The following is a 20,357-nucleotide window of genomic DNA, read 5'->3' as shown; positions in this document are numbered from 1 at the left end:
CTCGCAGCGACCGGAACAGACGTGGTGCACAGCCTGACATCACGTATCGACTCCACGCTCACGAGCCTGCGGCTTTGGGATGACGCCTTGCGTGCCCGTCCCGATCAAAAAGCTTGACCGAACGATCAGAAAAACATGGAAAACGGTACACATTACAAATATTTATTTGTGTACAATCATCCAGCCCAAAAACCGCGGGACGGCGGTGAGAAGGGCCTGGACACGGGTCGGCGCAGGTTTCCTTGCGTTGCCATAACCCTGGTGGTTATCGATACTGGCGCCGATTTACCAACCAACAAGAACACCCAAACCGTGGAACCTTAGAATGAGCACTGCAATCAGTCCGACTGCTTATAACTATAAGGTCGTCCGCCAGTTCGCCATCATGACGGTGGTCTGGGGGATCCTTGGCATGGGGCTTGGCGTCTTCATCGCCTCGCAACTGGTATGGCCCCAGCTCAACCTGGACCTGCCATGGACGAGCTTCGGCCGCCTGCGCCCACTGCACACCAACCTGGTGATCTTCGCCTTCGGTGGCTGCGCCCTGTTCGGCACCAGCTACTACGTGGTGCAGCGTACCTGCCAGACCCGGCTGATCTCCGACAGCATGGCCGCCTTCACCTTCTGGGGTTGGCAGGCGGTGATCGTCGGCGCGCTGATCACCCTGCCGATGGGCTTCACCACCACCAAGGAATACGCCGAGCTCGAGTGGCCGCTGGCGATCCTGCTGGCTATCGTCTGGGTCACCTACGCCCTGGTGTTCTTCGGCACCATCGTCAAGCGCAAGACCAAGCACATCTACGTCGGCAACTGGTTCTACGGCGCGTTCATCGTGGTCACCGCGATGCTGCACATCGTCAACCACATCTCGCTGCCGGTGAGCCTGTTCAAGTCCTACTCGGCCTACGCAGGCGCCACCGACGCGATGATCCAGTGGTGGTACGGGCACAATGCCGTGGGCTTCTTCCTGACCACCGGCTTCCTGGGGATGATGTACTACTTCGTCCCGAAACAGGCCGAACGCCCGATCTACTCCTATCGCCTGTCGATCGTGCACTTCTGGGCGCTGATCACCCTGTACATCTGGGCCGGCCCCCACCACCTGCACTACACCGCACTGCCGGACTGGGCGCAGTCACTGGGCATGGTGATGTCGATCATCCTCCTGGCGCCGAGCTGGGGCGGCATGATCAACGGCATGATGACCCTCTCGGGGGCCTGGCATAAGCTGCGCACCGACCCGATCCTGCGCTTCTTGGTGGTGTCGCTGGCGTTCTACGGCATGTCCACCTTCGAAGGCCCGATGATGGCCATCAAGACGGTCAACTCACTGTCGCACTACACCGACTGGACCATCGGCCACGTCCACGCCGGCGCCCTCGGCTGGGTGGCGATGATCTCGATCGGCGCGGTCTACCACATGATCCCGAAACTCTACGGCCGCGATCAGATGCACAGCGTCGGCCTGATCAACGCGCACTTCTGGCTGGCCACCATCGGCACCGTGCTGTACATCGCCTCGATGTGGGTCAACGGCATTACCCAAGGCCTGATGTGGCGCGCCATCAACGACGACGGCACCCTCACCTACTCCTTCGTCGAAGCCCTGCAGGCCAGCCACGCGGGTTACATCGTCCGCGCCCTGGGCGGTGCGTTCTTCGCCTCCGGCATGCTGCTGATGGCCTACAACGTGCTGCGTACCGTGCGCGCCGCCAACCCGGTTCAGGCTGAGGAAGCCGCCAAGATCGTCGTCGTGGGAGCCCACTGATGAAGCATGAAGCAGTCGAGAAGAATATCGGCCTGATGGCCTTCTTCATGGTCATTGCCGTCAGCGTCGGTGGCCTCACCCAGATCGTCCCGCTGTTCTTCCAGGACGTCACCAACAAGCCGGTCGAGGGCATGAAGCCACGTACCGCGCTCGAGGTCGAGGGCCGCGACATCTACATCCGCGAAGGCTGCGTGGGTTGCCACTCGCAAATGATCCGGCCGTTCCGCGCCGAGACCGAACGCTACGGCCACTACTCGGTGGCCGGCGAGAGCGTGTGGGACCACCCGTTCCTGTGGGGCTCCAAGCGTACCGGGCCCGACCTGGCCCGCGTCGGCGGCCGCTACTCGGACGACTGGCACCGCGCCCACCTGTACAACCCGCGCAACGTGGTACCGGAATCGAAGATGCCGTCGTACCCGTGGCTGGTGGAAAACAAGCTCGACGGCAAGGACACCGCCAAGAAGATGGAAGTGCTGCGCACCCTGGGCACGCCGTACACCGACGAAGACATCGCCGGCGCCCGTGACGCGGTCAAGGGCAAGACCGAGATGGACGCCATCGTCGCGTACCTGCAAGGCCTTGGCACCCTCATCAAAAGCAAACGGTGACACTGATGGATATCGGGATGATTCGCGGCCTGGGCACCGTCGTGGTGCTGCTGGCCTTCGTGGGCCTGGCGCTGTGGGTGTTCAGCCCGCGGCGCAAGCAGGAATTCGACGAAGCGACGCAATTGCCGTTCGCGGACGATCCAGAAGCCACCCGCCACGTCGAGCAAGCAAAAGCTTCTAGGAGCAAACAACAATGACAACCTTCTGGAGTCTGTACGTCACCGTCCTGACCCTGGGCACCATCTTCGCCTTGACCTGGTTGCTGCTGTCGACCCGCAAGGGCCAGCGCGAAGAGATCACCGACGAAGTCGTCGGCCACGCCTTCGACGGCATCGAGGAGTACGACAACCCGCTGCCGAAATGGTGGTTCTGGCTGTTCGTCGGCACCGTCGTCTTTGCCCTCGGCTACCTGGTGCTGTACCCGGGCCTGGGCAACTGGAAAGGCATCCTGCCGGGCTATGCCTACGTCGACAACGACAAGAAGACCGAGTTCTCCAACGGCCAGGCCGGCTGGACCGGCGTGCACGAATGGGAAAAGGAAATGGCCAAGGCCGACGCCCGCTTCGGGCCGATCTTCGCCAAGTTCGCCGCCATGCCACTGGAGGAGGTGGCCAAGGACCCGCAGGCCCTGAAGATGGGCGCTCGCCTGTTCGCCTCCAACTGCTCGGTATGCCACGGTTCCGACGCCCGGGGCGCCTACGGCTTCCCCAACCTGACCGACAACGACTGGCGTTGGGGCGGTGAGCCGGAGACCATCAAGACCACCATCATGAACGGTCGCCACGGCGTGATGCCAGGCTGGGCCTCGGTGATCGGCGAACAGGGCGTGGCGGACGTGGCGGCCTTCGTGCTGACCAACCTGGACGGGCGCAAGCTGCCCGAGGACGCCAAGGCCGACCCGGCCAAAGGCCAGCAGATCTTCGCCACCAACTGCGTGGCCTGCCACGGCCCCGAGGGCAAGGGCACCCCGGCCATGGGCGCGCCGAACCTGACTCATCCGCAGGCGTTCATCTACGGCTCGAGCTTCGCCCAACTGCAGCAGACCATCCGCTATGGCCGTCAGGGACAGATGCCGGCCCAAGCGCAGATGCAGGGCAACGACAAGGTCCACCTGCTGGCGGCCTACGTCTACAGCCTGTCGCACCAGGAGCAACAAGAGCCAAAAGCCGAGTGATGGGTCAAACGTGGGAGCGGCGGAGCGCCGCTCCCACGTTCATTCGAGCATAAAACGAGCCGAAACTGACCTGAATCAATTGACACCCGCCATAACACGATTCACACCACGAACCCAACGCGACTAAAGGTCGCAGCGCGCCCCGCACGCGCCATCTCAGGCGTATCATGGGCCGCAGAGCGCTAGCAGAACGCGCGAGACTGCGGCCGGCACGCACTGGCCGCGGCATTTCTCCACTGCCGTGGGACTTGATGATGAGCAAGCAAATTCCGGTACATGGCGTCACCCCGCCTGCCAGCAAAGGGAAGGATTCCGTCGACCTCTACGCCTCGCGCGAAAAAATCTACACCCGCGCCTTCACCGGCATCTTCCGCAGGCTGCGGATGGTCGGTGGCGCGGCGCTGTTTTTGCTGTACTTCGGCACCGTCTGGCTGAACTGGGGCGGCCACCAGGCCGTCTGGTGGAACCTGCCCGAACGCAAGTTCTACATCTTCGGCGCCACCATCTGGCCCCAGGACTTCATCCTGCTCTCGGGGATCCTGATCGTCGCCGCCTTCGGCCTGTTCTTCATCACCGTGTATGCAGGGCGGGTCTGGTGCGGCTACACCTGCCCGCAAAGCGTCTGGACCTGGGTGTTCATGTGGTGCGAAAAAGTCACCGAGGGTGATCGCAACCAACGCATGAAGCTGGACAAGGCGCCCATGAGCGCCAACAAGTTCCTGCGCAAGCTGGCCAAGCACAGCCTGTGGCTGCTGATAGGCTTCGTCACCGGCATGACCTTCGTCGGCTACTTCTCACCGATCCGCGAGCTGGCCATCGAGTTCTTTACCGGCCAGGCCGATGGCTGGGCCTACTTCTGGGTCGGTTTCTTCACGCTGGCCACCTACGGCAACGCCGGCTGGCTGCGCGAGCAGGTGTGCATCTACATGTGCCCGTACGCGCGCTTCCAGAGCGTGATGTTCGACAAGGACACCCTGATCGTCTCCTACGACCCGCGCCGCGGCGAGACCCGCGGCCCGCGCAAGAAGGACATCGACTACAAGGCCAAGGGCCTGGGCGACTGCATCGACTGCACCATGTGTGTGCAGGTCTGCCCCACCGGCATCGATATCCGTGATGGCTTGCAGATCGAGTGCATCGGCTGCGCCGCCTGCATCGACGCCTGCGACAGCATCATGGACAAGATGAACTATCCCAAGGGCCTGATCAGCTATACCACCGAGCACAACCTGTCCGGGCAGAAGACCCACATGCTGCGCCCGCGCCTGATCGGCTACGCCCTGGTGCTGCTGGTGATGATCGGCGCCTTGGTCACCGCTTTCGCCACCCGTTCGCTGATCGGTTTCGACGTGGCCAAGGACCGCGTGCTGTACCGCGAGAACGCCCAGGGGCGGATCGAGAACGTCTACAGCCTGAAGGTGATGAACAAGGACCAGCACGACCACGTCTACGTGCTCGACGCCGCTGGCCTGCCCGACCTCAAGCTCGAAGGCCAGCGCGAGATACGCGTCACCGCCGGCGACATCGTCAACCTGCCGGTGCAGTTGTCGGTCGCCCCTGAACAACTGCCCTCGACCACCAACGAAATCACCTTCATCCTCAAGGACGCCGACGACAGCGCCAACCAGGTTGAAGCCAAGAGCCGTTTCATCGGCCCACAGATCCGCTGAGAGAGAACATCGACAATGCCTGCAGCCACCGCCGCCAGCCCCTGGTACAAGCACCTCTGGCCCTGGATCATCATCGGCATCCTGGCCACCTCGGTGTGCCTGAGCCTGACCATGGTCAGCATTGCCGTGCGCAACCCGGACAACCTGGTCAACGACAACTACTACGAGGCCGGCAAGGGCATCAACCGCTCTCTGGACCGCGAGCTGCTGGCACAGACCCTCAACCTCAAGGCCAGCGTGCACCTGGACGAGCTGACCGGCGAGGTGGAGGTGCGCCTGACCGGCAACAGCGACCCGCAGACGCTGGAACTGAACCTGATCTCGCCGACCCAGCCGGACAAGGACCGCAAGGTGCCGCTGATCCGCGCCGAGCAAGGCCGCTATGTCGGCCAGCTCGACGACAAGGTCCAGGGGCGGCGCTTCGTCGAGCTGCTGGGCAGCCAGGATGAGCATGTGTGGCGGTTGTTCGAGGAGGAGAAGGTCGAGCATGGGGTGACCTTGCAGCTGGGGGATGAAGCGCTGCAAGGGGCCGAGCACCAGCAATGAATCGCCGCACCGCAGGGGGCGCCTTGCGCCCCTTTCGCGGCACAAGGCCGCTCCTACAGGGACACGCGATCCCCTGTAGGAGCGGCCTTGTGTCGCGAAAGGGCTGCAAAGCAGCCCCAACAACCCCAAAGTACAAGACAGCACCAAGATGACCCACCCCACCCCCTGCTACCACTGCGCCCTGCCCGTCCCCGCCGGCAGCCGCTTCACCGCCGTGGTCCTCGGCGAGCCGCGGCAATTCTGCTGCCCCGGCTGCCAGGCAGTGGCCGAGGCCATCGTCGCCGGTGGCCTGGAGCACTACTACCAGCACCGCAGCGACACCAGCGCCAACCCCGAGGCCCTGCCCCGCCAGCTCCAGGATGAACTGGCGCTGTATGACCGCAGCGACGTGCAGCAATCCTTCGTGCGCCATGCCGGCGAGCTGGCCGAAACCATACTGATGGTCGAGGGCATCAGCTGCGCCGCCTGCGGCTGGCTGATCGAGAAGCACCTGCGCAACCTGCCCGGCGTCGACGACGCCCGCCTCAACCTGTCCAACCACCGCCTGCTGGTCAGCTGGGACGACCAGCAACTGCCGCTGTCCAGGCTGCTGGCCGAGCTGCGCCAGATCGGCTATGCCGCCCACCCCTACCAGCCCGACCAGGCCGCCGAACAGCTGGCCCGGGAGAACCGCGGCGCCCTGCGCCGCCTGGGCGTGGCCGGGCTGCTGTGGTTCCAGGCGATGATGGCGACCATGGCCACCTGGCCGGAATTCAATATCGACCTGTCGCCCGAGCTGCACACTATCCTGCGCTGGGTCGCGCTGTTCCTCACCACCCCCATCGTGTTCTACAGCTGCGCGCCGTTCTTCAAAGGCGCGGCCCGCGACCTGCGCACCCGCCACCTGACCATGGACGTCTCGGTGTCGCTGGCCATCGCCCTGGCCTACTGCGCCGGGATCTGGACCGCGATCACCGGCAGTGGCGAGCTGTACTTCGACACCGTCGGCATGTTCGCCTTGTTCCTGCTCACAGGCCGCTATCTCGAACGCCGCGCCCGCGAGCGCACCGCGGCAGCCACCGCGCAACTGGTCAACCTGTTGCCGGCCTCGTGCCTGCGCCTGGACGCCAACGGCCAGGGCGAGCGCATCCTGCTCGGCGAACTGCAGTGCGGCGACCGGGTGCAGGTGCTGCCCGGCGCGGTGATCCCGGCCGACGGGTTGATCGTCGACGGCCGCTCCAGCGTCGACGAATCGCTGCTGACCGGCGAGTACCTGCCCCTGGCGCGCCGCGTTGGCGACCGGGTGACCGGCGGCACCCTCAACGTCGAGAGCACCCTCACCGTCGAAGTCCAGGCCCTGGGCCAGGACTCGCGCCTCTCGGCCATCGTCCGCCTGCTGGAGCGCGCCCAGTCGGAAAAACCGCGCCTGGCGGAAATCGCCGACCGCGCCTCGCAGTGGTTCCTGCTGTTCACCCTGGTGGCCGCCGCCGTAATCGGCGTGGTCTGGTGGCAACTGGATGCGCCACGGGCGTTCTGGATCGTCCTGGCCATGCTGGTCGCCACCTGCCCCTGCGCCCTGTCACTGGCCACGCCGACCGCCCTCACCGCGGCCACCGGCAGCCTGCACAAGCTCGGCCTGCTGATCACCCGCGGGCATGTGCTGGAGGGGCTGAACCAGATCGACACGGTGATCTTCGACAAGACCGGCACCCTCACCGAGGGCCGCCTGGCCCTGCGCAGCGTGCGACCGCTGGGCCAACTGGACAGCGACCAGTGCCTGGCGCTGGCCGCCGCCCTGGAAAACCGCTCCGAGCATCCCATCGCCCGCGCCTTCGGCCGCGCCGCCCAGGCCGCCGAAAGCGTCAATGCCATGCCAGGGTTGGGTCTGGAAGGCGAGTTGGCCGGCCAGCGCCTGCGCATCGGCCAGGCCGCCTTCGTCTGCGCCCTCAGCGGCGCCGAGGTCCCCGCCGTGCCGGAGCCGCGCGGGCAATGGCTGCTGCTGGGCGATCGGCAAGGGCCGTTGGCCTGGTTCGCGCTGGACGACCGCCTGCGCGACGACGCCCAGGACCTGGTGACCGCCTGTAAAGCCCGTGGCTGGCAAACACTGCTGCTGTCCGGCGACAGTTCACCGATGGTCGCCGAGGTGGCCGCGCAGCTGGGCATCGACCAGGCGATCGGCGGCCTGCGCCCGGACGACAAGCTCGCTCGCCTCAAGGCCCTGCAAGGCGAGGGCCGCAAGGTGCTGATGCTCGGCGACGGCGTCAACGACGTGCCAGTGCTGGCCGCCGCCGACATCAGCATCGCCATGGGCAGCGCCACCGACCTTGCCAAGACCAGCGCCGACGCGGTATTGCTGTCCAACCGCCTGCAAGCGCTGGTACAGGCCTTCGACCTGGCCCGCCGGACCCGCCGCAATATTGTCGAGAACCTGCTCTGGGCGACGCTGTACAATGGCCTCATTCTACCGTTCGCCGCGCTCGGCTGGATCACCCCGGTGTGGGCGGCAATCGGCATGTCGGTCAGCTCGCTGATCGTGGTGCTCAACGCCCTGCGCCTGACCCGGCTGCCCGCCGATGCGGCGCCGGCCGCGCGCGAGCCGGCGTCGCTCGAAAGGAAACCGCTATGCCCGCCCTCTACGTGATGATTCCCGCCGCCCTGCTGCTGGTCGGCGTTGCCGTGTACATCTTCTTCTGGGCGGTGGACAGCGGCCAGTACGACGACCTCGAAGGCCCGGCCCACAGCATCCTGTTCGATGACCAGGATCCGCGCCATCAGGCCGCCGTGAAGCCCGGGGACGAACAGCCCGACGACCAGGACCCCTCGCCACGTGCCTGAACTGATTCCGCTCCTGGGCTCGGCGCTGGTCCTGGGCCTGCTCGGCGGCGGCCACTGCCTGGGCATGTGCGGCGGCCTGATGGGCGCCCTCACCCTGGCCATCCCACCCGAGCAGCGTGGCCGGCGCCTGCGCCTGCTGCTGGCCTACAACCTCGGGCGCATCCTCAGCTATGCCGCCGCCGGCCTGCTGCTGGGCCTGGCCGGCGTGGCGCTGGCCAGCAGCCCGCTGGCCATCGGCTTGCGCGTCATCGCGGCGCTGCTGTTGATCTGCATGGGTCTGTACCTGGCCGGCTGGTGGAACGGCCTGACCCGTATCGAGGCGCTCGGCCGCGGCCTGTGGCGCCATGTGCAACCCGTGGCCACCCGACTGCTGCCGGTGTCCAGCCTGCCTCGCGCCCTGCTGCTGGGCGCCCTGTGGGGCTGGCTGCCGTGCGGGCTGGTATACAGCACCCTGTTGTGGGCGGCGAGCCAGGGCGATGCGCTGCACAGCGCGGCGCTGATGCTGGCGTTCGGCATCGGCACCTGGCCGGTGCTGCTGGCCACGGGGCTCGCGGCGGAGCGCGTCGGCGCCCTGTTGCGCAAGCGCGGCGTGCGCGTGGCCGGGGGCGTGCTGGTTATCCTGTTTGGTTTGTGGACGTTGCCTGGGCCGCACCAGCACTGGTTGATGGGACACTGATCGCGGGGCAAGCCCGCCCCCACGCCAGCCCCGCAACGGTCGCCAACTCACCTTGATACAAATCAACACGACTTCTTACATCCGCCCCTAGACTCCGGACACTGCAGCTCTATCCGGGGACCACCCACATGCTCGACGACCTACGCTGGGACGCCGACCTGATTCGTCGCTACGATCTGGCCGGGCCACGCTACACCTCCTATCCGACCGCCGTGCAGCTGCACGGCGAAGTGGGCTCGTTCGACCTGCTTCACGCCCTGCGCGAAAGCCGCCGCGCCACGCGCCCGCTGTCGCTCTACGTGCACGTGCCGTTCTGCGCCAACATCTGCTACTACTGCGCCTGCAACAAAGTCATCACCAAGGATCGTGGCCGCGCCGCGCCCTACCTGCAGCGCCTGGAGCAGGAGATCCAACTGGTCGCCTGCCACCTCGACCCGAAACAGGTGGTCGAGCAGCTGCACTTCGGCGGCGGCACGCCGACTTTCCTCAGCCATGTGGAACTGCGCCAGCTGATGGCCACCCTGCGCCAGCACTTCCACCTGCTGGACGACGACTCCGGCGACTACGGCATCGAGATCGACCCGCGCGAGGCCGACTGGTCGACCATGGGCCTGCTGCGCGAGCTGGGCTTCAACCGCGTCAGCCTCGGCGTGCAGGACCTCGATCCGGCCGTGCAACGCGCGGTCAACCGCCTGCAGAGCCTGGAGCAGACCCGCACCCTGATCGAGGCGGCGCGCACCCTGCAGTTCCGCTCGATCAACCTCGACCTGATCTACGGCCTGCCCAAGCAGACCCCGGAAGGCTTCGCCCGCACCGTCGAGGAAGTGATCCGCCTGCAGCCCGACCGTCTGTCGGTATTCAACTACGCACACCTGCCCGAGCGCTTCATGCCCCAGCGGCGCATCGACAGCGCCGACCTGCCGGCGCCGGCGGCCAAGCTGGAAATGCTCCACGCCACCATCGACCAACTGACTGCCGCCGGCTACCGCTACATCGGCATGGACCACTTCGCCCTGCCCGACGACGAACTGGCCATCGCCCAGGAGGAAGGCACCCTGCAGCGCAACTTCCAGGGCTACACCACCCACGGCCACTGCGACCTGATCGGCCTGGGCGTGTCGGCAATCAGCCAGATCGGCGACCTGTACTGCCAGAACAGCAGCGACCTCAACACCTACCAGGACACCCTTTCCACCGCCCAGCTGGCGACCCAGCGCGGCCTTTTGTGCAACCAGGACGACCGCCTGCGCCGGGCGGTGATCCAGCAACTGATCTGCCACTTCGAACTGGATTTCGAGGCGATCGAGCAGGCCTTCACCATCGATTTTCGCGGCTATTTCAAAGAGCTGTGGCCGCAGCTGCAGGCCATGCAGCGCGACGGCCTGATCAACCTGGACGCCAAGGGCATCCGCATCCTGCCAGCCGGCCGCCTGCTGGCGCGCTCGGTATGCATGGTGTTCGACGCCTACCTAGCGCAGCAGAATCGCCAGCGTTTCTCCCGGGTGATCTGAGGCGATTGAGGCGTTTCACCACATGGACAGACCGCCTTTCGAGGCACACTATGGACAGTTGAACGGTAGCGGAACACCCCTTCCCTGCCGCCGCTAGCGTGCACCAAAAATGCGCACACTGGCCTACAGCCCATGCCGCAGGTTATCCTTACGGCTTATGTGTGCTTTCCCACAAGGATCGAAAGAAATGTCCGAGCCAGTAAAACTGCGCCCACACAACCAGGCCCACTGCAAGGATTGCAGCCTGGCCCCCCTGTGCCTGCCCCTGTCCCTGAACCTGGAAGACATGGATGCACTGGATGAAATCGTCAAACGCGGTCGCCCGTTGAAGAAAGGCGAGTTCCTGTTCCGCCAGGGTGACAATTTCGGCTCGGTCTATGCGGTTCGCTCTGGCGCCCTGAAAACCTTCAGCCTCAGCGATGCCGGCGAAGAACAGATCACCGGCTTCCACCTGCCCAGCGAGCTGGTCGGCCTGTCGGGTATGGACACCGAGGCCTATCCGGTGTCGGCCCAGGCCCAGGAAACCACCTCGGTGTGCGAGATCCCCTTCGAGCGCCTCGACGAACTGTCGGTGCAACTGCCGCAGCTGCGCCGCCAGCTGATGCGGGTGATGAGCCGCGAGATCCGCGACGACCAGCAGATGATGCTGCTGCTGTCGAAGAAGACCGCCGACGAGCGCATCGCCACCTTCCTGGTCAACCTGTCGGCGCGCTTCCGCGCCCGCGGCTACTCGGCCAACCAGTTCCGCCTGAGCATGTCGCGCAACGAGATTGGCAACTATCTGGGCCTGGCGGTGGAAACCGTGTCGCGGGTGTTCACACGCTTCCAGCAGAACGGCCTGCTCAAGGCCGAGGGCAAGGAAGTGCACATCCTCGACCCGATCCAGCTGTGTGCGCTGGCCGGTGGTGCGCTCGAAACCTGATCGCCGCGTGAACAGGGTATACTGGCGCCGAGTTTTTCCAGGATACCCGCCCATGCACAGCGACACCTTCGACCTCAAAGCCCTGATCCGCCCGGTAGTGGACTTCCCCAAGCCGGGCGTGATCTTCCGCGACATTACCCCGCTGTTCCAGTCGCCGCGCGGACTGCGCTATGTCGCTGACCAGTTCATCGAGCGCTATGTCGAGGCCGAGTTCAGCCATATCGGTGCCATGGACGCGCGGGGTTTCCTGATCGGCTCGATCATCGCCCATCAGTTGAACAAGCCGCTGATCCTGTTCCGCAAGCAGGGCAAGCTGCCGGCCGACGTGTTGAGCGAGGGTTACCAGACCGAATACGGCGAGGCCTTCCTGGAAGTGCACGCCGACAGCCTCTGTGAAGGCGACTCGGTATTGATCTTCGATGACCTGATCGCCACCGGCGGCACCCTGCTGGCCGCAGCCAACCTCGTGCGCCGCACCGGTGCCCAGGTGTTCGAGGCGGCGGCGATCATCGACCTGCCGGAACTGGAAGGTTCACGCCGCCTGCAGGCGGCCGGGGTGCCGACCTTCTGCCTGACCGAGTTTTCCCTGAGCGAATACTGAGTTCGCCTTCAGAACAATCGCGGGGCTACAGCCAGCCCTTTCAAGGTGCTGAAAATTGGCGTCCGACTTGGAATTGCCGGGGCTGCTTTGCAGCCCCGGCAATGTTGAGCTGGAAACGTCATATCTCAAAAATCGCAAGACCTTGAAAGGGCTGGGTCTTACAGCGAAATCGGCCTGCGCCCGGCAAAGGCGTGCGCCAGCGTCCCGCCATCCACCAGCTCCAGCTCCCCACCCAACGGCACGCCATGGGCAATGCGCGTGGCGGCCAGGCCTTTCTCGGCCAGCAACTGGGCGATGTAGTGGGCAGTCGCCTCCCCTTCCACCGTGGGGTTGGTGGCCAGGATCACCTCGCTGAAGGTGCCCTGTTCTTCGATTCGCGCCATCAACTGCGGAATGCCGATCGCCTCCGGCCCCAGGCCATCGAGCGGCGACAGGTGTCCCTTGAGCACGAAGTAGCGGCCGCGATAACCGGTCTGCTCCACCGCGTACACGTCCATTGGCCCTTCCACCACGCACAGCTGGCTGTCGTCGCGGCGCGGATCGGCGCACTGCGGGCACAGCTCCTGCTCGGTCAGGGTCCGGCACTGGCGGCAGTGGCCGACGCCTTCCATGGCCTGGCTCAGGGCCTGGGCCAGGCGCGTGCCACCGCTGCGGTCGCGCTCGAGCAGCTGCAAGGCCATGCGCTGGGCGGTTTTCTGGCCGACGCCGGGCAGGATGCGCAGGGCGTCGATCAGTTGGCGGATCAGGGGGCTGAAGCTCATCTCGGCGGGCCGTCCAATTTCAGGAAACACAATGAACAAGGGAGCAACGTCCCACAGGTCGTTGCTCCCCGGTGTGAAGCGATCAGCCGATCAGAACGGCATCTTGAAACCAGGCGGCAGTTGCATGCCGGCGGTCATGCTGCCCATCTTGTCCTGGCTGTTCTGCTCGATCTTGCGCACGGCGTCGTTCAGCGCGGCGGCGATCAGGTCCTCGAGCACTTCCTTGTCGTCCTCGTCGGTCGACATCAGGCTCTGGTCGATGCTCACGCGCTTGACGTCGTGGCGACCGGTCATCACCACGCTGACCAGGCCACCGCCGGACTGGCCGGTGACTTCCGCGTTGGCCAGCTCTTCCTGCATCTTCTGCATCTTTTCCTGCATCTGCTGGGCCTGCTTCATCAGGCCGGCCATGCCACCTTTCATCATGGGGGTATACCTCGATTGGGTCATGTGATGCGGCCCCGCACAGGCGGGCCGCATGGTTATCCGTTATTGGCCCTGGCTGGCCAGGGCATCTACAGGCTCAATAGTATCCTGCCTGACCGTCGCGCCGAACTGCCGGATCATCTGCTGGATGAGCGGATCCTGCTCGATCGATACGACGGCGTCATGCTGGCGCTCGGCGCGCTTGCGCGAGGCCGCCTGGGCCGGCGTTTCCTGCTCGGGGCGAATCAGCTCGATCTTCAGGCGGATCTCGCGGCCCAACTGTTGGTTGAGCGCCTCATTCAGTCGGCGCTGCTGGGTCGAGTTGAACAGCGCGCCCTGCCCCGGGTCCAGGTGCAGCAGCCAGTCATCACCATCAGCGGCGATCAGCGTACAGTTTGCGGCGATGTTGCCTGTCATACCGGAGACAGGCAACTGTGGGAATAATTCCAGCCATTGCAGGGCCAGCCCGGTCGCCGGCATGGCCGCCGGCAGCGGCTCCGGCGCCTGGACGGGCGCCTCTTCCTGCACGTGCTCGGCCAGCTCATCCAGGTAGCTGAAGCCGGCCGGGTCGCTGTCGGGCGTGTAGTAGTCCTCGTCTCCCGGCGGCTCGTCGTCACGCTCCATGCCCGCCGGGCTGTAGGCCGACGGATCGAACGGCGGCTCGTCGTAGTCCGGCTGCGGGTTGGCGGCTTCGACCGCAGGTGCAGGCTCGGGCGGCTGCTCGGGTGCAACCGGCGCCGGCGCGGCAACGGGCTCCTCCCACGGCAGGTCGATGACCTCCTCGACGGGCTGCGGCTGTGGCTCGGGCTCTGGTTCCGATTGCGGCGCCTCGACAACCTCGGCAACGACCGGCACTTCGACGACTGGCGGCTCGGGCTGCTCGGGTGACTCAGCCATGGGCACCGGCGCGACCGCTTCAGCGACAGGGCTGGCGACAGCGGGCGGCGCCACGGCCACAGCCGCCGCTGCCACCGGTTGGGCCGGATCAGCTGTGGCCTGGCTGATCCCCAACGGCTTTAGTAGCGGCTTCGGCGCATCGTCGGTGTCGGCCGGGCGGAACGCCAGCATGCGCAGCAGGACCATCTCGAAGCCGCCACGCGGGTCCGGCGCCAGCGGCAGGTCGCGACGGCCGATCAGGCCCATCTGGTAATAGAATTGCACATCCTCGGCCGGCAGGGCCTGGGCCAGCGCCAGCACGCGTTCACGGTCGCCCTGGCCGTTGTCAACCGCCTCGGGCAGGGCCTGGGCGATGGCCACCCGGTGCAACACATTGAGCATTTCCGACAGCACGCCGTTCCAGTCCGGCCCTTGTTCGGCCAGGTCGCGCACCGCCTCCAGCAATGCCCGGGCATCACCTTCGAGCAACGCCTGCAGCACCCCGTACACCTGGCCATGATCGAGCGTGCCGAGCATCGCCCGCACGTCGGCGGCCAGCACCTTGCCCTCGCCAAAGGCGATGGCCTGGTCGGTCAGGCTCATGGCATCGCGCATCGAGCCATCGGCGGCGCGGCCGAGCAGCCACAGGGCATCTTCCTCGAACGGCACGTTCTCGGCGCCCAGCACATGGGTCAGGTGCTCGACCACCCGTTCCGGGCTCATGTTCTTCAGCGAGAACTGCAGGCAGCGCGACAGGATGGTCGCCGGCAGCTTCTGCGGGTCGGTGGTGGCGAGGATGAACTTGACGTAGGGCGGCGGCTCTTCCAGCGTCTTCAACAAGGCGTTGAACGAGTGGGTGGAGAGCATGTGCACTTCGTCGATCAGGTAGACCTTGAAGCGACCGCGGCTCGGCGCGTACTGCACGTTGTCGAGCAGTTCGCGGGTGTCCTCGACCTTGGTGCGACTGGCGGCGTCGATCTCGATCAGGTCAACGAAACGGCCTTCGTCGATCTCCCTGCACACCGAACAGGTGCCGCACGGCGTGGAGGTGATGCCGGTCTCACAGTTCAGGCACTTGGCGATGATCCGCGCGATGGTGGTCTTGCCCACGCCCCGGGTACCGGTGAACAGGTAGGCGTGGTGCAGGCGCTGGTTGTCCAGGGCGTTGATCAAAGCCTTGAGCACATGGGTCTGGCCGACCATTTCGCGGAACGAGCGCGGACGCCATTTACGTGCAAGAACCTGATAACTCATCAAAAAACCATCGTGACCGGAGCGGGCGGAAAGAGCGCTAATGCTAGCGGAGCGGGGCCGAAATTGCACCCTGCCGATCTCGTCTAAGCTCATAGGCGGGCACACCAGCGGCAGATCAGGGAGGATGAGGCGTGCGGCGAGTCCTGGCCATCCTGTTACTGTGGACCACCCACGGCCTGGCGCAACCGCCGGTGCTGCGCTTTTCCGTCGCCGAGAGCTGGAGCATGCCGTTGATGCGCACCGAGGACCAGCAACCGGTGGAAGGCATCCTGTTCGAGCTGATGCAGGCCATTGCCCGGGAGACCGATGCCCGCCCGCAATACCACGTGATGGCCCGCCTGCGCCTGCAGGAGGCGATGCAGGCCGGCGAAATCGACGTGCGCTGCTATGTCTCCACCCAGTGGCTGACCGACCGGCCGGGCGACTACCTGTGGAGCATCCCCATCATCGAGCAGCGCGACCTGCTGATCGGCCGCCCCGGCCACAGCGGTCCCACCCGCCCGGAAACGCTGCCGCCGCAAGCCATCGGCACCGTGCTCGGCTACACCTATCCCACCCTGGAGCCCCTGTTCAGCCAGGGCCGCCTGCAGCGAGAGGACAGCCGCAACCAGCTACTGGCCCTGCAGAAGCTCGAGGCCGGACGCTTTCGTCACGCGATCAGCAACCAGCTGTCATTGCAGTGGTACAACCGCTCACTGCCACCGGGGCAGCGCCTGCAAGCCTTGGCCGTGCTGGAAGAGCAAGCGCTGGGCTGCATGGTGCGCAACGATCCCCAACTGCCGACCCAAGGTGTGCTCAGGGCGCTGGTGCGGATCAAGGAGTCCGGGGAGATGCAGCGAATCGTCGAGCGGTATACCGATGGTCGCCAGCCCCGCCAGTTCGCCGATGACCAAGGGCCTCAAATACCTGCTGCCACGACACCCAGCGCCGCCAGGTAGAGGCCGATCCCGAACACGCAATGCGTCACCAGGCTGCGCAGACAACTCTTCAAGGGCGATGGCGTATTCGCAGCGAAGTACCCTGCACCCAATGCAGGCTGCACCACCACCAGCGGCACCAGCACCGAGACCACCCCGAACAGCAACGCGGGCCACAGGACCGGCGCCAGCAACCACCCCTCCCCGGCAATAGCCACCAGCAGCGCCGCAAACACCAGCCCCGTGGCGTAGTGGAGCAACCAGCCCCACGCCAGCTCACCCCTGACCGGCGCGGCCTTGCCGATCGCCACATGCCGCCAGCGCCCCGCGAACAGGTGGCCCGCCCAGCGCCCGACCAGCGCGTAGTTCAGCGTGGTGACGCCCAGGCGCCTGAGCAGCAGGGTCCACAGGTCCATGACCAGGGTGGCGCCGATGCCGATAAGCAAAATGGAAAATGCGAGAGAAGAAGCGCTCATGACGAAAGCCCTTGGCGGATTGACGGAAAGGTCGATGCCAAGCAGCATGCAAGTTGAAGTCAACTTCAAGTCAAGGGAGCTAAGATGGACATTGCCGATGTCGCCAGGCGCACCGGAGTGCCGGCGTCGACCTTGCGTTACTACGCGAACAAGGGCTTGCTCACATCGCTCGCCGGCCATGGCCAACGGCGGCAATTCCCGGCGGATACGCCAGAACGCCTGGCCCTGATCGCCCTGGGCCAGGCGGCAGGCTTTTCGCTGGACGAAGTGGCGGCGATGCTGGATGAGCAACGGGTTGACCGAGCGTTGCTGCTGGTCAAGGCCGATGAGATCGAGCAGAGGATCAAGCGCCTGCAGGCGATGAGCAAAGGGCTGCGGCATGCGGCAGTGTGCCCCGAGGAGAACCACCTGCAATGCCCGACCTTTCGGCGACTGATGCAAGTGTCGGCCAGCAAGGGCAAGCGTGGGAGTCGCCCTGTCCCGCGATAAGGCCCGCCAGACCACAGTACGACAGCGGGCTCAGTAGCCGTGCAACTCGCGGAACGGCTGGCCCTTGTGGTAGTTGATCCACTCTTCCACGTCATAGGGCAGGTACAACTGCCGACGCGCCCGCGACAGGGCGATGTACACCGCGCAAATCCGCGCATCGAAGGCGTAGGCGTCCTTGAAGCGCTGGGTGGTCATCAGCTCCGGCGTCAACAGCACCTGATCGAACTCCAGGCCACCGGCCTCCTCGGCCATCAACAGCGTGAGGCTGGCAGGCTGCGCGGCGACCCGCGCGTCCAGGCCGGTCAGGTCGGCAAGCTTGAAACCCGCCTCCAGCCGCGCCTCAACCCACTGGAACGCGGCATCGAAACGCTCGGACTCGCGCACCTGCTGCCAGTCGAGCAGGTGCGCGAAGTACGCATGCGGCCCTTCGGCGTCCTGTCCCGGTGCATAGAACGCCGCCCTGAACAGGCCAATCGCGGTGACCATGAACCGTCGCATGTCAGGCCAGTCGGGGAAGTTCAGCAGGCAGTTGGACTCGGCCATCTCCATGGCCCAGCGCATCGTGTCCCAGCGCGAGGCGGTCAGCACCACGCAGCCCTCGGGCGGGACGAACCCTTCGGGGAAGTGCTCGATGCCGACATCGACATGCCGCGCCGCCTCGAACGCGACCTTGGACTTCTTCGAGTGCACACCGATCAACGGGTTGATCAGCCGTTCCACCTTGGGCCCGGAGCGCACGGCGAAGGCCATGTCCTTCTGGCGCACCTGACGCTCGCGCCTGACCACCTCGCCGGAGGCCTTCTGGTACTCGTCGCCCAGGGTGATCAGCACCTGGCGGCCACGCTCGATAACCTGCAGCAGCGAGGCCGGCACGTCCTGGCTCTCGTCGATGATCACATGGCTGAAACGCGCGGGCACACTGCAGCCACCCAGGCTGGCGCGCTTGAGCAGCAGCAACGCCTCGAACCCGGTCTGCGCGCCCCAGGTCGGCTGCGCCTCCAGGTAACGCCACAGGCGGCTGGCGTACTCGAGCAGCACCTGGGCATCGAGGCCGGACAGCGCCTGGCGAAAATGCGGCAGGTGGCGGCTGGACAGGCTGTAGTCCCGCGACTCGCAATAGTTGCGCAGCACTTCCAGGCAGATATCCAGGGCGTGCTCGGCGTCGTACTGGCGCAGCCCGACGATCCCCAGCTCTTCGGCCAGCCGGCGCTTGCCGGGACCGCGCTGGGCTGTCCGGGCGGGAACCGGCCGGGTGTCCTTGAGCAGGGCCCGGGCGAACTGGCCAAAGGTCATGCCGACCTTGGCCTGGGCATCCAGCCCCATGCGTCGACGCAGGGTACCCAGCTTGGCCGGCGTGCGCGCCAGGGCCAGCACCCGGCCACGGGGCAGGCATTCCATCAGCGCGCCGAGCAGGTAGCTCTTGCCGATCCCGGCGTAGCCCTGCACATGGATGTCCTCGTCGAGGTTGGCCTGGATGACCTTGAGCAGCTTGTCCTGCTCGACGGTCAGCCAACGCTCGCTGTCGAAGCCAGTGGTCACCCGCTGGCTGAACGGGTTGTCACTGTGGTGCAGGCGGATACGGTAGTCAAAATCCCACTTGCCGTCCGCCAGCAGGTACTCCCGCGCCTGAACCTGTTCGGCATCGAGCAGGCGCAGCTTGGAGCCCTTGATCACCTCGAGACCAAAATAGAGCTTGCGCGCATCGAACAACCGACGGGCCTCGGACAGCAAGCCCACGCCAGGCGAGTGCGCGCCATCGACCGCCCATGCCAACAGCTTGCCGAGCACCTTTTCCGCCGCCCGCGCATCGACCTGGCCCTGTGCCTGGGCCAGGTTCTGGATCACCAGTACGGCCGCCAGTTCAGGGTCGCCCAGGGTATCGAGCGCAGGCGCGCCCTCGGCCTGCAGCAAGGCCTGGCACACCTCTGCGCTGACCGGCAGGTACACCGGATGGGAAAAATCGAAGTGTTCGGGCTGCATGTCGGTATGGGTCCGGGGATCACTCAAGATTTGTCGGATTCAGCGGCCTGCCCCACCACCAATTCGAAGCGGTAGGCCCCCAACGACCCCGACATGTCGCCGGGATAGCTGACACCCACCCGCGGTGCGTCGAGTACGCCATCGAGCTCATGCAGCGCCAGTTCCAGCAGCTTGCGCAAGTCGCGCACCGACTGCGCCGACACCTGCACCTGCAGCTCGAAGGCCGCCGCGTCAGCCGTTACTGCCACCGGCACGACCGCTGCCTCGAGAATACGCTCGTGTTCTTCTTCCATCTGGTCGAGCACCTGCGACAGCTCCAGCACACGCTCGGGGCTGGCGGCCATCTGGTCCTTGATTTCCAGGCGGCGCAGCTGCCACTCGCGGATCTTCTGGCGGGTGAGGTCGTCGACATGTTCCACGGTCGCTATCTCCTGGCCGTATGGGCCAACACGATGGGATGCATGATAAGGCGCTACGCGGGATCGTGCAGGCGGAAAACAGTGCGAGGGTGTAAAGAAACGCGTCTGCTGGACGACGCCTGACAGGTACGCCGGAAAATTCCTGCGCCCAAAATGGAGGCGGCCCCACCAGCCACACCCCGGCACTCGATGTTCCCGCTATGGCTGCTCCCTTCCGGGCCTGACCAGGTTAACGGGTAATCAATGCGGGGGGACCGATGGGGCCACCACGACGGCTCGTCAGTTGACGAGCCGCGCCATTGTACAGCGCCGGGGCGAAGTTACAACCTTTGATCGTGAAAAAACCATCATTTCTCAAGGACTTGTGGCAAATCTATCGCGGGGCAAGCCCGCGCCCACGCCTCATCACCCGCGGGAGCGGGCTTGCCCGGCGAAAGGCAAGCGGGTTCAGACGCCGATACCACGCTCC

Annotated in this window: 20 protein-coding genes and 1 other RNA gene; 14 read left to right on the top strand and 7 right to left on the bottom strand. The window is 65.5% G+C overall.

Annotation, left to right across the window (positions count from 1 at the left end; translation table 11 throughout):
- The first annotated feature begins 325 nt into the window (after positions 1-325).
- From ccoN to CC207_RS06275, 12 genes are all read left to right on the top strand, one after another.
- Positions 326-1,768: a cytochrome-c oxidase, cbb3-type subunit I gene (gene ccoN, locus CC207_RS06330; RefSeq protein ID WP_028692877.1), complete on the top strand. Its 1,443-nt coding sequence runs from the start codon at positions 326-328 to the stop codon at positions 1,766-1,768.
- The gene (gene ccoO / locus CC207_RS06325; protein WP_028692876.1) at positions 1,768-2,376 is read left to right on the top strand and encodes a cytochrome-c oxidase, cbb3-type subunit II; all 609 of its coding nucleotides are present in this window, start codon (positions 1,768-1,770) and stop codon (positions 2,374-2,376) included. Before ccoN ends, ccoO begins: the two co-directional genes overlap by 1 nt.
- A 5-nt stretch (positions 2,377-2,381) precedes the next feature.
- Positions 2,382-2,573, top strand: coding sequence for a cbb3-type cytochrome c oxidase subunit 3 (locus CC207_RS06320; protein WP_088851751.1), 192 nt, complete (start codon positions 2,382-2,384; stop codon positions 2,571-2,573).
- On the top strand, positions 2,570-3,550 hold the full coding sequence (gene ccoP / locus CC207_RS06315; protein ID WP_062362508.1) for a cytochrome-c oxidase, cbb3-type subunit III: 981 nt from the start codon (positions 2,570-2,572) through the stop codon (positions 3,548-3,550). Before CC207_RS06320 ends, ccoP begins: the two co-directional genes overlap by 4 nt.
- Before the next feature lie 254 nt (positions 3,551-3,804).
- On the top strand, positions 3,805-5,220 hold the full coding sequence (gene ccoG / locus CC207_RS06310) for a cytochrome c oxidase accessory protein CcoG (RefSeq protein WP_088851750.1): 1,416 nt from the start codon (positions 3,805-3,807) through the stop codon (positions 5,218-5,220).
- A 15-nt stretch (positions 5,221-5,235) separates the two neighbouring features.
- On the top strand, positions 5,236-5,766 hold the full coding sequence (locus tag CC207_RS06305; protein ID WP_028692872.1) for a FixH family protein: 531 nt from the start codon (positions 5,236-5,238) through the stop codon (positions 5,764-5,766).
- A 148-nt stretch (positions 5,767-5,914) separates the two neighbouring features.
- Positions 5,915-8,386, top strand: coding sequence for a heavy metal translocating P-type ATPase (locus tag CC207_RS06300; RefSeq protein ID WP_088851749.1), 2,472 nt, complete (start codon positions 5,915-5,917; stop codon positions 8,384-8,386).
- Positions 8,368-8,580 (top strand): cbb3-type cytochrome oxidase assembly protein CcoS, encoded by a 213-nt coding sequence (ccoS, locus tag CC207_RS06295; protein ID WP_062574686.1) that lies wholly within the window; start codon positions 8,368-8,370, stop codon positions 8,578-8,580. The genes CC207_RS06300 and ccoS overlap by 19 nt, the downstream gene beginning before the upstream one ends.
- Positions 8,573-9,256, top strand: coding sequence for a sulfite exporter TauE/SafE family protein (locus tag CC207_RS06290; protein WP_062362519.1), 684 nt, complete (start codon positions 8,573-8,575; stop codon positions 9,254-9,256). The genes ccoS and CC207_RS06290 overlap by 8 nt, the downstream gene beginning before the upstream one ends.
- A gap of 128 nt (positions 9,257-9,384) precedes the next feature.
- The gene (hemN, locus tag CC207_RS06285; protein ID WP_028692868.1) at positions 9,385-10,767 is read left to right on the top strand and encodes an oxygen-independent coproporphyrinogen III oxidase; all 1,383 of its coding nucleotides are present in this window, start codon (positions 9,385-9,387) and stop codon (positions 10,765-10,767) included.
- A 187-nt stretch (positions 10,768-10,954) separates the two neighbouring features.
- A complete protein-coding gene (gene fnrA, locus CC207_RS06280) occupies positions 10,955-11,689 on the top strand; it encodes a Crp/Fnr family transcriptional regulator FnrA (protein ID WP_088851748.1) in 735 nt (244 codons plus the stop codon).
- Positions 11,690-11,741: 52 nt separating this feature from the next.
- Complete coding sequence (locus CC207_RS06275; protein ID WP_028692867.1) at positions 11,742-12,290, top strand: adenine phosphoribosyltransferase; 549 nt, start codon at positions 11,742-11,744, stop codon at positions 12,288-12,290.
- Between the two features lie 158 nt (positions 12,291-12,448).
- On the opposite strand, the gene recR is transcribed toward CC207_RS06275, so the two are convergent.
- From recR to dnaX, 3 genes are all read right to left on the bottom strand, one after another.
- Positions 12,449-13,051, bottom strand: coding sequence for a recombination mediator RecR (gene recR / locus CC207_RS06270; RefSeq protein ID WP_028692866.1), 603 nt, complete (start codon positions 13,049-13,051; stop codon positions 12,449-12,451).
- 90 nt (positions 13,052-13,141) lie between these two features.
- Positions 13,142-13,477: a YbaB/EbfC family nucleoid-associated protein gene (locus CC207_RS06265; protein ID WP_028692865.1), complete on the bottom strand. Its 336-nt coding sequence runs from the start codon at positions 13,475-13,477 to the stop codon at positions 13,142-13,144.
- 63 nt (positions 13,478-13,540) lie between these two features.
- The gene (dnaX, locus tag CC207_RS06260; protein ID WP_088851747.1) at positions 13,541-15,607 is read right to left on the bottom strand and encodes a DNA polymerase III subunit gamma/tau; all 2,067 of its coding nucleotides are present in this window, start codon (positions 15,605-15,607) and stop codon (positions 13,541-13,543) included.
- Positions 15,608-15,738: 131 nt separating this feature from the next.
- Between dnaX and CC207_RS06255 the strand changes: the two genes are divergently transcribed.
- Entirely contained in the window at positions 15,739-16,545 is an 807-nt protein-coding gene (locus tag CC207_RS06255; protein ID WP_028692863.1) for an ABC transporter substrate-binding protein, read from the top strand.
- Here the strand turns inward: CC207_RS06255 and CC207_RS06250 are convergent.
- A complete protein-coding gene (locus tag CC207_RS06250) occupies positions 16,506-17,000 on the bottom strand; it encodes a DUF2938 family protein (RefSeq protein WP_062362568.1) in 495 nt (164 codons plus the stop codon). The two genes, CC207_RS06255 and CC207_RS06250, sit on opposite strands and share 40 nt — an antisense overlap.
- A gap of 84 nt (positions 17,001-17,084) precedes the next feature.
- Between CC207_RS06250 and CC207_RS06245 the strand changes: the two genes are divergently transcribed.
- Entirely contained in the window at positions 17,085-17,489 is a 405-nt protein-coding gene (locus CC207_RS06245) for a helix-turn-helix domain-containing protein (protein ID WP_028692861.1), read from the top strand.
- 30 nt (positions 17,490-17,519) lie between these two features.
- On the opposite strand, the gene CC207_RS06240 is transcribed toward CC207_RS06245, so the two are convergent.
- The 3 genes from CC207_RS06240 to ffs form a co-directional block, all read right to left on the bottom strand.
- Entirely contained in the window at positions 17,520-19,469 is a 1,950-nt protein-coding gene (locus CC207_RS06240) for a hypothetical protein (RefSeq protein ID WP_088851746.1), read from the bottom strand.
- Between the two features lie 23 nt (positions 19,470-19,492).
- Complete coding sequence (locus tag CC207_RS06235; RefSeq protein WP_036986831.1) at positions 19,493-19,888, bottom strand: hypothetical protein; 396 nt, start codon at positions 19,886-19,888, stop codon at positions 19,493-19,495.
- Between the two features lie 163 nt (positions 19,889-20,051).
- Positions 20,052-20,148, bottom strand: an RNA gene (ffs, locus tag CC207_RS06230) — signal recognition particle sRNA small type.
- Positions 20,149-20,357 lie beyond the last annotated feature (209 nt).

Origin of the sequence: Pseudomonas sp. DrBHI1, from assembly GCF_002205115.1 — a bacterium.
Classification (GTDB): Bacteria; Pseudomonadota; Gammaproteobacteria; order Pseudomonadales; family Pseudomonadaceae; genus Aquipseudomonas; species Aquipseudomonas mosselii.
This window is presented reverse-complemented; position numbering and strand designations above follow the sequence as displayed.

Excerpts from the sequence above, each read along its gene's own strand:
- ccoN (WP_028692877.1), top strand. The coding sequence starts at position 326 with ATGAGCACTGCAATCAGTCCGACTGCTTATAACTATAAGGTCGTCCGC.
- ccoO (WP_028692876.1), top strand. The coding sequence starts at position 1,768 with ATGAAGCATGAAGCAGTCGAGAAGAATATCGGCCTGATGGCCTTCTTC.
- CC207_RS06320 (WP_088851751.1), top strand. The coding sequence starts at position 2,382 with ATGGATATCGGGATGATTCGCGGCCTGGGCACCGTCGTGGTGCTGCTG.
- ccoP (WP_062362508.1), top strand. The coding sequence starts at position 2,570 with ATGACAACCTTCTGGAGTCTGTACGTCACCGTCCTGACCCTGGGCACC.
- ccoG (WP_088851750.1), top strand. The coding sequence starts at position 3,805 with ATGAGCAAGCAAATTCCGGTACATGGCGTCACCCCGCCTGCCAGCAAA.
- CC207_RS06305 (WP_028692872.1), top strand. The coding sequence starts at position 5,236 with ATGCCTGCAGCCACCGCCGCCAGCCCCTGGTACAAGCACCTCTGGCCC.
- CC207_RS06300 (WP_088851749.1), top strand. The coding sequence starts at position 5,915 with ATGACCCACCCCACCCCCTGCTACCACTGCGCCCTGCCCGTCCCCGCC.
- ccoS (WP_062574686.1), top strand. The coding sequence starts at position 8,368 with ATGCCCGCCCTCTACGTGATGATTCCCGCCGCCCTGCTGCTGGTCGGC.
- hemN (WP_028692868.1), top strand. The coding sequence starts at position 9,385 with ATGCTCGACGACCTACGCTGGGACGCCGACCTGATTCGTCGCTACGAT.
- fnrA (WP_088851748.1), top strand. The coding sequence starts at position 10,955 with ATGTCCGAGCCAGTAAAACTGCGCCCACACAACCAGGCCCACTGCAAG.
- CC207_RS06275 (WP_028692867.1), top strand. The coding sequence starts at position 11,742 with ATGCACAGCGACACCTTCGACCTCAAAGCCCTGATCCGCCCGGTAGTG.
- recR (WP_028692866.1), bottom strand. The coding sequence starts at position 13,051 with ATGAGCTTCAGCCCCCTGATCCGCCAACTGATCGACGCCCTGCGCATC.
- CC207_RS06265 (WP_028692865.1), bottom strand. The coding sequence starts at position 13,477 with ATGATGAAAGGTGGCATGGCCGGCCTGATGAAGCAGGCCCAGCAGATG.
- dnaX (WP_088851747.1), bottom strand. The coding sequence starts at position 15,607 with ATGAGTTATCAGGTTCTTGCACGTAAATGGCGTCCGCGCTCGTTCCGC.
- CC207_RS06250 (WP_062362568.1), bottom strand. The coding sequence starts at position 17,000 with ATGAGCGCTTCTTCTCTCGCATTTTCCATTTTGCTTATCGGCATCGGC.
- CC207_RS06245 (WP_028692861.1), top strand. The coding sequence starts at position 17,085 with ATGGACATTGCCGATGTCGCCAGGCGCACCGGAGTGCCGGCGTCGACC.
- CC207_RS06240 (WP_088851746.1), bottom strand. The coding sequence starts at position 19,469 with ATGCAGCCCGAACACTTCGATTTTTCCCATCCGGTGTACCTGCCGGTC.